This window comes from Veillonella sp. S13053-19 (genome assembly GCF_002959835.1).
Taxonomy (GTDB): domain Bacteria; phylum Bacillota; class Negativicutes; order Veillonellales; family Veillonellaceae; genus Veillonella; species Veillonella rogosae.
On sequence record NZ_PPDA01000013.1, the window covers coordinates 52,753 to 64,920 of the forward strand.

The window sequence follows — 12,168 nt, forward strand, 5'->3', positions numbered from 1 at the left end:
TTAAGACTAAATTTGCTGTATAAAGATATGACAACAAAAAAGATTCCTTATGATACCTTGCTGCAAATCAGCTAAGAGCAAAGGCACATAAGAAATCTTTTAATTACTATTTAGTTATCTTCCCCAATCATGCGTACTTCTGGTTCTAGATGTACACCATGTTGGTCATATACGCGTTTTTGTACTTCTTTGATCAGATCAAGCACATCTTTAGCTTTAGCATTGTCAGTGTTGATAACAAAGCCAGCATGCTTTTGAGATACTTGTGCATCACCAACAGATAACCCTTTAAGACCTGTTTGTTCAATCAAAGTACCTGCAAAATACCCTGGTGGGCGTTTAAAGGTTGAACCTGCACTAGCATACTCTAAAGGTTGTTTAGATTCGCGTTTTTCTGTGAGCTCATCCATGCGAGCCTTAATAGCATCCTTGTCGCCAGGTTGTAACGTCATAACAACCTCCCCAATAACCTCATGGTTATCGTGGAATACGCTATGACGATATCCAAAATCTAAGTGAGATGCATCGTATTCTTTAATATTGCCCTCGAAATCTACGGCACGTACTGTAGTGACTACATTGCTCATTTCCCCGTCATAAGCACCTGCATTCATAAATACAGCACCACCGAGCGTACCTGGAATACCAATGGCAAATTCAAGGCCAGATAGTCCGTTTTCCCAAGCAAATTCAGAAGCATCCTTTAACATATAACCAGAACCAATGCATAATACATTATCATTGCAATCTATGATTTGTGTCATATGTCGAACCGATACGACAGCACCGCGGATACCACCGTCTTTCACTAAAATATTGGAGCCGCCACCAATAATAGTTACAGGCACTTGTAATTCGTGAATGGTGCGTAGCGTAAAGCTCAACTCATCCATTGTCGTAGGTTCAATAAATAAATCAGCAGGACCACCAATTTTAAATGTCGTATGATGACAAAGCAGCTCCTGTTCTCGTACACGTGTACTAGGTAATTTCTCTAATAAGGCTTCTTTTAAGGCCTTAATGTTTTGGTTGTTGTTGTTCGCCATGATCTAACACTTTCATCCCCTCAGTGATTGGTTCGCTAATGATTTTATAGATATCATTAGAAATCTGGCTCCAACGCATTTGCGCTTGCAAATAAGAAGTCGCTGCAGCATTTTCTTGAATTTGAGGCATCAATTCCTCTTGTTTCTTTTGCAATTCATCTGCTTCTGGAGCACCGGACAACTTAGCGTATTCCCATTGCATTTGTTGCGCCATAAATGTGCGTACCAAAGCCGTTGCTACTGCATCAGCCTTCACTGCTTCTTGAGCAGCCATTAACTCTTTGTACTCTTCGGATTCACGCATAGCGTGAGCTAAATCATGAGCTTTATCGTAGTTCATAATATCCTCCTCTAACAACACCGTACGAAACACTACCGGTCATAGAGATTTGGTAGGTTCTTTAACACATACTTATACTATATCCCTTTATAGTGAAAGTATAATTATTTGGGTTGAATCCAGTTTCCTTCTGCTTTAAGATCTGGATAATCAAGTTGGCGCATTCCTTCATAGGCAATGATAGCCACTGCATTAGACAGGTTCAAAGAACGCGCTTCATCCACCATTGGTATGCGAATACAAGTATCCTCTTTACCTTCTAAAAGACTTTCAGGCAAGCCTCTTGATTCAGGACCAAATACGAGCATATCCCCAATTTCATAGTTGACCTCAGAGTGTGTATGCTTAGCCTTTGTAGTAGCATAGAAATATCTACGATCTGGATATTTCTCATATAGTTCTTGAATATTCTCATGCACTTGCACATCTACTAAATGCCAGTAGTCAAGACCAGCTCGTTTTACATGCTTATCATCGATGGAAAAGCCAAGCGGTTTGATAAGGTGCAAAGTCATGTGATTGGCGGCGCATAAACGCGCTATATTTCCCGTATTGCCAGGGATTTCTGGCTCATAAAGTACTATTTCCATTATCGTTCCCCTATTCTTTATATCTATATTATTCTACAAAGGAACGCACAAAATGTCCACTTTTACCGCCTTCTTTTTCTACGAGGTATGTAGGGCCCATAATCATCCCTTTATCGATGGCCTTACACATATCGTATACGGTGAGTAAGCCCACTTGAACAGCTGTAAGGGCCTCCATTTCAACGCCTGTTTTACCAGTTGTTTTAACGATGGCACTCACCTTAACGGCCTTGTTATGATTTTCATCGGTACAAGCCGGGCTTTCACCATCTACTAAGGTGCAGTGAACCTCAACCTTAGTCAATGCCAACGGATGGCATAGGGGAATGAGATTACTCGTTTGTTTAGCCCCCATAATAGCAGCTAGTTGCGCTACACTAAGGACATCGCCCTTTTTCATAGTGCCCGCTGCGATACGCTCATAAATAGCATCGTTGATGGCAATAAACCCTTCAGCCACAGCTGTGCGAGATGTAATATCCTTATCGGACACATCTACCATCCAGGCATTACCATCTTGATCAAAATGTGTTAAATCCATACTATATCCTTACTAATTATGCATAAATTATCATCCATAGTTTTATTTTCATTAGTTATATTATACAATAGAATTAACAATTGTATGTATAAGGAAGGAAGTGTTCCTATGAAAACAAAACTAACTTATTTCGGCCACGCTTGCTTTATGCTCACTCGCGGTGATGTATCCATGATTTTCGACCCATTCTTAACGGGCAACACATGGGACATCGCTAAAAAAGAAGATATTAAATGCCAATACATCTTTGTTAGCCATGGTCATGATGACCATTACGGCGATACAGATTTTATCGCTAAAGAAAATGATGCCCTCGTTATCTCTACTGCAGAGGTAGCAGGTAAAGCAGCCGCTGCTGGTTGCCGTGCTCATGCTATGCATTTAGGCGGCAAATTCGACTTCGAATTTGGTTCTGTTCGCATGGTTCCTGCCTTCCACGGTGCTGGTATCCCAGGCGGTCATGCAGCAGGTTGCATCGTAGACTTCTACGGCGACATTCTTTACTTCGCTGGCGATACAGCACTCTTTAGCGACATGAAATTATTGAATCGCTTTGGCGATATCGACTACGCATTGCTTCCTATCGGTGATAACTTCACCATGGGCGTTGAAGATGCAGCTCTTGCCGCTTCTTATGTAAAAGCCCGTATTTCCATTCCAATTCACTACAAAACATGGCCTGTTATCGACCGTGAACCGGGTGTATTCACAAGCTTAGTTGAAGGCAAATACAATCAAACAGCCCTCATTATCGAACCAGGTTCCTCTATCGAGCTTAATAGCTAATCCCAAAACATGACATAGAAATGACGCAATCCATTGGAATTGCGTCATTTTTTATTGTTAGGTTCTAAACAAAACCTAATGAAATAAAGTGATTTCCTATTGGCCTAGAACTCTTGATTTGCCATGGAGAAGCCACCACGATTAGCCATGCGCACAAATTCATCAATATCTTGAGTTTCATCTACACCTACATAGCCTAGCTCACGAACTAAACCATATGGATTGTGCAAAGATAATTGAGGGTTCTCACCTGTCAGCACCCAAAGTACTTTATAGCCTTTTGGAGCTTCTCGGAGGCGCTCCTCTCCTTTGCCATCCGTAAAGTAAACTAGTAAATCAACACGATTTTGATTAGCTAAAGAGAACACAGGTGCAAAGGCTGTGGCACCACGCACATCGAGGCGCGGCTTAACGTCCTTCACCGATTCCATCGTATAGGTACGGCGCACCTCGTTATCGCATTCCACTACGGTAATGCGGTGATTATAGGCATGCACAATTTGCAGTACTTCCTCTAATGCATTGGTAAACTCAACATCGGTAATACTGCCACTCATATCGAGAGCTACCCACACATTCGCCTTATGTTGGCGCAAAGTGCCAGATAATTCAAGGCGCTCTGGCTGACGACGATTGCGACGCATCGTCGTTTTTTTGTAACCGCTGGCTACCTTCCCCATCAATTTTTTAAGGTAAAAATACCAAGGCAAGGCTCGACGCGTCTTTTGGAACGTATCGATGAGACTTTTCACATAGCCTTCCATATCGCCTTTGGAGGCTTCGTTAATATAACGCTCCGTAATTTGGTCCATCGTATCGGTGTCAATAGAATCAGATTCATCCCAAATATCATGACTTGTTTGAGGATCAAACTCCATAGCTACTGCTGTTTCTGTATTGTCGATAGGCACAAAGAGATCTGGCTTCTCTTTCATGACCTTGTCGATAGCCTTCGCATAGTACTCAATGGTACGGAACCGTTTTAACAATAAACCAAAGCGCTCATTCACATTAGCGACCGTTACCGCATCACGGTCCACATGTTCAAGATAATCGTTTACCACCATATCCATAGCCATGTGAACGGCTGTTTTGTGAAAGCCTTGGCTCAATGCTTTCACCCGCATCAAGTGAGCCGAAATGATATGAAGAATTTCGCGCTTAATGCCATCCTTCATCACATCCGGCGGTTGGCGCAATAAGATAAACGGATTTACATAGAGTACATAGCCACCTTGTTTTAGGTTAATGCCAAAAGCACTGGTCATGTCAAAGCGAATGCGATGAGCCATTTGTAAATAGAAATAACCAAAGAATTGATCCTCTTCAAGGAGTAAGCTATTTACATCATGCAAAATATTCCATAATCGTTGCTCAAAGGCAGGTGTCATAACGGCTTGCTGCATAACGGCAAGATTTGTGCCTTCTACTTCCATATCTTCAAGAGCGCGACCAATAGTGCCAATATGACTGTCAGACATATTATGATTCATCAAGTCCGCTGCTATACGTTCAGGTGCCACACTATGGTGTTGCTCTTCATAGCTATCTACATAGGCCTCATACGTTGCGTATATTTGCGTATATAAAGCCTCTGCTTCGCGATGAATCCGCTCTCGTTTCGCATGCCAACGATCGAGAGCCTCAATGGCATCCGCATCATAAGAACCAGTCTTTTCCCAACCATCAATATGCGTCAGTAAGTCAGACGCATCGCGAATATCGTCCTTATCTAAATTTCGTTGCATCATTCCACCTCCTTTTCGTTAAACATCAGTTATGTATATCATGTTTTATATATTGGTTATCGTATACCCAACCATTCACTAAATTCTTTTATCCATATAGACACCTTCATTTAGCTAACTATAAGACAGAACTATTTTTGTGCTTCAAAGAAGGTATCGACGAACAAGTCATCTTCAATGGCATAGGCGTATACGCGCTCATAAGTGTTGCGTAAATCTTTCATAACTGCTACACGCAAATCTCCTGGGTATAGTGTTAAGAATTCCACAAAGTGATGAATTTCCTCTGCATTACTATTGCGATTTAAACGATGCAACATATTTTTAGCCGCTACATATAGACGAGTTGGGCTTTCACCTTTAACCTGTTCAGCCATAGACATAATAGCACCTGGTTTTTGAACTGCCCCTAATACATCATCAAAGGTAATGAGCGGTTCTTGATCGGACTCGATAAAGCTTACGAAAGCCTCCGCAATGAGTTTACCGACGTTACCGCGGATAACATTCATAAATACGTCACGACTATAAGCTGAACCCTCTTGGTTTTTATAAATTGTATATAGGCCAGACACGCGTTCGAAGGAACGAGGTGTAGCATCAATATCGTCTTCGTGGCGTTGATTTAAATATTCAGGATAAGAAGAAATGAATTCGATAACCTTTTCTTCTATGCCTGCGCCGATAGCCCAATCGATCCATTGCATGTAATCCGCATTCATATAGAGCCATACAAAACGGTTTTGTTGGGCTGGATCCATATCAATCGTTTGGTAATCAAAGGAATCCTCAGGGTTCATAGCGGCGATGATACGCACTTGATCACTCAAGGAGAAACCATTGATTTCACGGTTCAAGATAAGATTCATCAACTCTTGTTGTACCGCATGTTCTGCACGGTTAATTTCGTCGATAAATAGCAATACTTGGCGGCCTTTATCTACGGCTTGTGCCACATGTTCTAACGTATGATGTACTGCGTATACCGTAGTTTTCACTTCACGAGTATGGCCATAACCATCTGTGTGCGTCACCGTTTCCACCGTTGGCAAACCGCCGATTTCACCTTCTTTTAAAAGGTTGCCATCGATAGTAACGAGTTCCCAATCATGTACATCTGCTACGCGCGCTGCGAGAGATGTTTTACCGATGCCCGTTTCACCGACGAGCAATGGTACTTGATTTGCGGCAAGCACTAATTCAACGCTCGCCATTGTATCTATAAAGTTCATTGTATCTCCGTTCTAATACTTCAAATATTCGCCTACTGCAATTTTCTTTACTGCTCTAGTGCCGTATGCATCAATGAGTGACAATAGATCGATAGGCCATTTAGATTGGCGTCCACCAATAGCTTTATTGTTAATTAATTCACAAACATAGTCCGCATCCATGTTATCACTAGAAACAGCCTCTACGATGATAGCCTTAATTTCATCTACCGTAACACCTAATGTATTAGGGATGTAGCCTAAGATAGGTGCACTCACTTTAAATAGGTGTAACGCTAATTCCTTTGAAAGATTTGTAATTTGACGCATCGCCTGAGGATCTTGTTTCACGGCCGCTTCTAGCACAGCGACGCTTGGCTCATTAATATAGCGCAAGGCTAAATAATTTTCCTGTACAGCTTGTAATTGGACTACTTCGCTAGGTTCTTTAATATATTGTAGTGCATCGTAATTTGCCTTTACCGCTTCTAATTGCAACTCTTCTGACGGATTTGTTATATAGCGAATAGCCCAACCAGATTGTGCTAATGCACTTCGAATTAGCGAGTCAGACGGATTGTCTATATATTCTAAAATAGCCCAATCCTTTTCAACTAAGGCACTTAACAATTCTTCTGTAGGGTTTTCTACGAACTGTATTGCTCGTGGTGCTTGTGAAAGCGCCGTTTCAATAACCTTTTGAGTAGGCTCTTTGATATATTGAAGCAACATACCGTTTTGAGCTACACAGGTAAGCTGCATCGCTTCCGTTGGATTTGGAATATTCCGAATCCCATGTGGGTTATTGGTCAGCGCTGTTATATATTGTTCCTCTGTCATAATAACCTTCTTTTCTATGTAAAAAGGTCATACGAATACGTATGACCTATACTGAATTCTACTCTAATTATATCACAATTTTTCGATATAGTTATATTACTTTCGTATACTCACTACATCGTTAATGCATCTAAATCAGAATTATTCCCAATGACTAATAATTTATCATCTTCACCGAGAATAGTACTTGGGTTTGGTGGAACTTCTAAATCCTCACCGCGTCTTATACCTACTGCATTAAGATTATATTTTTCACGCAAATTTGAATCCTTTAAACAAGATCCCACCAAGAATGAAGGCATTTTTATTTCTATAAGACTGATGTTTTTAGATAGTTGTAAATAATCCATCACATGGTCTCTAGTTAAAAACTGTACGAGGCGTAATGCCATATCATATTCAGGGTAAATCACTTGATCTACACCTATTTTATGAAGCATTTTGCCTTGTATATTATTTTCAGCCTTGGCCACAATTTTAGGTGCATCTAATTCTTTAAGAAGCATTGCTGTCATTAAATTAGCTTGAAGATTTCCACCTATAGCCACAATAACCAAATCAAATTGACTCAAAGCTAACGCCTTAATTGCCTCTTCATCAGTAGTATCCGCTACTATAGCATGAGTAATAAAGGGAGATATTTTTTGGACAACTTCAGAGTCAATATCTACACCTAACACTTCATGATTCATAGAGGCTAACATCTTAGCAATGGTACTACCAAATCGACCAAGCCCTATAACAGCAATTGTTTTATGTTTCATTTCTTACCTCTTTTACATTAGTCTCGATTAATTTTAATTAACTTTTATAACAGTACATTTTCCTCTGCATATCCGATTGGCTTAGTCGGTGCCGTTCTTAAAGCCCAGGTGCCAATTACAGTCATAACCCCTACACGCCCCGTAAACATGACAAGCATCAACACCCATTTACTACTTTCAGATAAATCAGGTGTAATACCCGTTGTAAGGCCTACGGTCCCAAAGGCTGAGGTTACCTCAAAAAGTAATCGAATAAAGTTATACGGTTCATCCCAAGCCAAATAGCAAGTAGCAAGTAAAACAAGGAGGATAGATAAAAAGATTATCCCATTTGCCTTAAGTACAGTAACCAACGAAATACGACGTTCAAAAACCTCTGTATCAGGACGGTTATTAAATAATGTACGCGATGCTAGAAAAGCGACGGCAATGGTACTAATCTTAACACCGCCCCCTGTGGAGTTAGGACCTGCCCCAATAAACATAAAAATGATGGTAATAAACAGGGTAATTGGATGTAAATCATTATAATCTACTGTTGCAATACCCGCTGTACGAGGTGTAATCGATTGAAACAGAGATGCCATGACCTTGTTCCATATAGGTAAAGGGCCAAACGTTTTGGGATTCGCCCACTCAACCCCCAAGAAAATAATAGTCCCTAAAAGGATGAGCACCGTTGTGCCAACTAACATTATTTTTGTATGTAGTTTTAAATCTACAAATCGTCGTAGCTTGCGATGCGACCAAATATCAAAAGTTGAGAGATAACCAAAACCACCTATTACAATAAGGGCCATTGTATTCATATTAAATAATACATCGCCCACCATAGCATAAGGTAGATCATTATCAAAGAATATAAATCCTGCATTACAAAAGCTGGAAATAGATTGCATAATCCCCGTATATAAAGCAGCATTACCAATATAGGGATATAGCTGAATAGTATAGATAATACCACCAATAATTTCGACACAAAATGTATAAATGGTTAGCTTCTTCGTAATGTGTAGAAGCCCTTTCATACCATCTTGCCCTACATCCTCTGACAAAAGCACACGATTTTTCAGACCTACCCGACGCCCTAATACTAGAGCAATAATAGTGGTAAAAGAAACAATCCCTAAACCACCTAATTGGATAAGGATTACCATGACGATTTTGCCAAACAAGGACCAATGATGATAGGTATCTACGGTTGCCAAACCTGTTACAGAAACACAAGATACTGCGGTGAAAGCTGCATCTACAAGAGTTGTACTATGACCTTGAGCATGTGATATGGGCAACATGAGTAATATCGTCCCTATAGTCATGGCAGCTAAAAAGCTAAGGGCTAATAGGCGATAAGGATTTTGTTGCATATATTGCTGAACTTGATTTTTTGAAGTATTTTGCCACATAACTGTAGTCCTATCCTATTAGTTCCTGCACTGACTGTAACGTTGGTAGTGGACTGCGCCCGCCTATGCCTTGTGTATTTAAAGAAGCTACCGCAGATGCAAAAATAGCGGCCTTCTCTAAGTCGGAATGCGCACAAGCTTTGAGCAACTCTACAGCATGTATAGATGCACGGTCATGCTTAGTCGTCGAAGTTGCGTCTTGCCCCATCATATGATTAATTGTATGTACTAAATTAGCTAAAAAAGCCCCATGGAAGCTATCCCCAGCCCCCGTTGTATCTACTACGGTAGCTTGAGTAAATGGTTCACATCGATAAGATGTTCCATCAGGCCATACAAAATAACTACCATTAGCACCATCTGTAACTCCAGCAATACATGCACCTCGTTCATGAATGATACGACAAGCATCTTCTAGATTAGTTGTACCTGTATATTTTTCAGCATAATCACGAGCTACGATAACGATATGACTGGCTTCTGTAATAGGCTTCATGTCTTCATCGTAACGCTGAGCACCACCATCTAAAGAAATAATAGTGCCTACCTCTTTTGCAACGGCCATAGCAGAGCGCATGAGTTGGCGATGTCGACCATTGATATGCAGAATATAGGCAGATCCTATCAGCTGCTTATGGGTATCTAAAAACTCAGGCTCAGTTGCAGTAGACCGTTCAAAAAATACAGCACGCTCACCAGTACGCTGCTTTACGAGGATTGTTGCCACGCCACTGTTAGCACCGCTTTCAACTTGAATTGCCTCTGTATTAACATTGTATTTTTCAAAGTCATCTAATATATGACGACCTACCATGTCATCACCAATGCTATCAATCATAGCGGTACGGGCACCATATTTTCCTGCCACCGCTAGTGCTGTAGCCACTGGCCCACCGCCATCTGTAGTGGACGATACGACTTGTTGTACCTCACGGCCTGTAGGATAATGATCGACGACAATAAATCGATCTAATGTACTGGCACCTATGCCAACAATATCTATATATTTTTGAGGAAATATACTCATACTAATCTCCTAACTACGAAACCACAACGATTCATGCAACAATTATACTCTAGCTCTTTTATTACAGAATACCTTCCACCTTATAAAAAGTAAACCCCAGACCATGGTCTGGGGCTACTTTGTAGTACAAAGTGTACTGTATGTCACGTAGTTTGTCTTATTTAGTATATGTTGTGTGTGAGAAAGGTTGTTAGATATAAGGTGTAATATAACAGGTTAAGACATCATACGTTCCATCATATATTCAATTTCATCAGCACTCAAATTGTACATAGCCTGTACCATTCGCTCTGCTGACTCACCAGATGCACCACTTTTCGCAATTTCTGCTTTTGCCTTAGCTATAAGGGCTTCCTTGCGTTGTGCTTCGGAATCTTCATCTGTTGGTACGGAAATATTAGCTTTACCTTGACCAATACCACGTACCTCTTGATTAGGATTATCTTTAGACGTTGTTTTCGTATCTTGGGCGGCCACCGCTTCCATAGCGAAGGAGTTTTTACCAGTCATGATATACTCCACAGCTTCCAAGGTACTTTGTGTAAGGTTTACAGTCCAAAATTCACCAGCGGCAGTCAATTTGTATAGCAAACCATTATACGCAACGAGACCGCGTTCTTCCCATAATTTATAGAGCCAGTTCAATTCACCTAATCTTGGATCCATTTGTTCTAAGCTCATAATATTTAAGAAGCCTTGTTCAAGTTGACTTACCACTTGATTTACGATAGGTTGTAACTCACTTTGTTTCATCAGCGCCATGAATGGTTTTTCACCACGGTTCACCATATCTTCGTATGGTTTTAATGCACGATGAAGCATCATGCCATACCCATCAACATTACCACCGGCGCCGCTACCAAACGGGAACATCGGTACGCCCGCTTTGGCTAAAATGTTATATAAACTACGTTCACGATTATTGGCACTCCAGTGAGCCGCACTCAATCGACGATAGGAACGTTCATCAAGGTACTTACGACCGAATTCAAACATATCCCCTTGCATAGAAGTTGTCGCTGCAGCTGGCACCTTACCTTTTGCAATGTCTTTATTAAGATCACTGCCATCAAATACGTTCAATTGATAAAGGTCAGCACCATCTACGCCAGAACTTACTAAATCAGCTAAGTCTTGTTCCCAAACTTCCATAGTTTGGCCTGGCAAACCGTAGATTAAATCGATAACCACAGAACATTGACCATACGCTTTTAGCGCAGCTAAACGTTCTAGTACGGTTTCTTTCGTATCTAAACGGCCTACCATTTGACGTACTTCTGTGTTAAAAGATTGTACGCCGATGGACATGCGGTTAACACCATTTGCCATCCACACATCGAGATTTTCAGGAATCAAATCGTGAATACGACCTTCTAAGGTAAGCTCGTAATCGTTAGACAGTGGCAAATACTCTTTGATCGCCTTAAGCAATCTTTCAGAGTTCGTTGGAGACAACGATGTTGGCGTACCACCACCGATAAATACGGCATGGATTAACCCATCTTTCAATCTTGGACGTTCACTAGCCATCTTTAATTCACTAATGAGTCCATCAATATATTGGTCCTCTACGCTTTGACTCGTACCATTTTGGAAGAAGCCACAATATGTGCATTTTGTCTTACAAAACGGAATGTGAATATAGGCGCATTGCATTTCACCCTTTGTAGGTGTGCCATTCATTAAGTTATCCCAAACGGCTTGTGTTTCCTTTGGTGAAACTAAGATGCCATTAAGCCCTGCATGAACAACCCGTTTATGAGGGAATGCACCACTCATCGGATTATCGCATTCTAAACCTAATTGTAGATTGCGTTGTTTCTCCGGAATGGATTCAAAGAAACTTGCTAAACTCATACTCCAATCCCC

General features: G+C 40.9%; 12 protein-coding genes. 1 reads left to right on the forward strand and 11 read right to left on the reverse strand.

Features of this window, described 5'->3' with window-relative positions:
- Positions 1-110 precede the first annotated feature (110 nt).
- The 4 genes from murB to moaC form a co-directional block, all read right to left on the reverse strand.
- The gene (gene murB, locus VEHSUH06_RS08265) at positions 111-1,046 is read right to left on the reverse strand and encodes a UDP-N-acetylmuramate dehydrogenase (protein WP_105098500.1); all 936 of its coding nucleotides are present in this window, start codon (positions 1,044-1,046) and stop codon (positions 111-113) included.
- Entirely contained in the window at positions 1,018-1,386 is a 369-nt protein-coding gene (locus VEHSUH06_RS08270; protein ID WP_009351130.1) for a YlbF family regulator, read from the reverse strand. The genes murB and VEHSUH06_RS08270 overlap by 29 nt, the downstream gene beginning before the upstream one ends.
- Positions 1,387-1,490: 104 nt before the next feature.
- A complete protein-coding gene (gene trmL / locus VEHSUH06_RS08275; protein ID WP_105098501.1) occupies positions 1,491-1,976 on the reverse strand; it encodes a tRNA (uridine(34)/cytosine(34)/5-carboxymethylaminomethyluridine(34)-2'-O)-methyltransferase TrmL in 486 nt (161 codons plus the stop codon).
- A gap of 28 nt (positions 1,977-2,004) precedes the next feature.
- Positions 2,005-2,517 (reverse strand): cyclic pyranopterin monophosphate synthase MoaC, encoded by a 513-nt coding sequence (gene moaC / locus VEHSUH06_RS08280; protein ID WP_105098502.1) that lies wholly within the window; start codon positions 2,515-2,517, stop codon positions 2,005-2,007.
- Between the two features lie 108 nt (positions 2,518-2,625).
- On the opposite strand from moaC, the gene VEHSUH06_RS08285 reads away from it, so the two are divergent.
- A complete protein-coding gene (locus tag VEHSUH06_RS08285; RefSeq protein WP_105098503.1) occupies positions 2,626-3,303 on the forward strand; it encodes a metal-dependent hydrolase in 678 nt (225 codons plus the stop codon).
- 104 nt (positions 3,304-3,407) lie between these two features.
- Here VEHSUH06_RS08285 and VEHSUH06_RS08290 read toward each other — a convergent pair whose 3' ends face one another.
- From VEHSUH06_RS08290 to hutW, 7 genes are all read right to left on the reverse strand, one after another.
- Complete coding sequence (locus VEHSUH06_RS08290) at positions 3,408-5,051, reverse strand: VWA-like domain-containing protein (protein WP_105098531.1); 1,644 nt, start codon at positions 5,049-5,051, stop codon at positions 3,408-3,410.
- Between the two features lie 131 nt (positions 5,052-5,182).
- Positions 5,183-6,283, reverse strand: a complete 1,101-nt coding sequence (locus VEHSUH06_RS08295) for an AAA family ATPase (RefSeq protein ID WP_105098504.1) — start codon at positions 6,281-6,283, stop codon at positions 5,183-5,185.
- A gap of 12 nt (positions 6,284-6,295) precedes the next feature.
- Positions 6,296-7,102, reverse strand: a complete 807-nt coding sequence (locus VEHSUH06_RS08300) for a DUF4116 domain-containing protein (RefSeq protein ID WP_105098505.1) — start codon at positions 7,100-7,102, stop codon at positions 6,296-6,298.
- Positions 7,103-7,215: 113 nt separating this feature from the next.
- The gene (locus VEHSUH06_RS08305; protein WP_105082022.1) at positions 7,216-7,866 is read right to left on the reverse strand and encodes a TrkA family potassium uptake protein; all 651 of its coding nucleotides are present in this window, start codon (positions 7,864-7,866) and stop codon (positions 7,216-7,218) included.
- A 44-nt stretch (positions 7,867-7,910) separates the two neighbouring features.
- Entirely contained in the window at positions 7,911-9,272 is a 1,362-nt protein-coding gene (locus VEHSUH06_RS08310) for a TrkH family potassium uptake protein (RefSeq protein WP_105098506.1), read from the reverse strand.
- Between the two features lie 10 nt (positions 9,273-9,282).
- Entirely contained in the window at positions 9,283-10,299 is a 1,017-nt protein-coding gene (locus VEHSUH06_RS08315) for a carbohydrate kinase family protein (RefSeq protein WP_105098507.1), read from the reverse strand.
- A 216-nt stretch (positions 10,300-10,515) separates the two neighbouring features.
- Positions 10,516-12,156: a heme anaerobic degradation radical SAM methyltransferase ChuW/HutW gene (hutW, locus tag VEHSUH06_RS08320; protein ID WP_105098508.1), complete on the reverse strand. Its 1,641-nt coding sequence runs from the start codon at positions 12,154-12,156 to the stop codon at positions 10,516-10,518.
- Between the last annotated feature and the right edge of the window lie 12 nt (positions 12,157-12,168).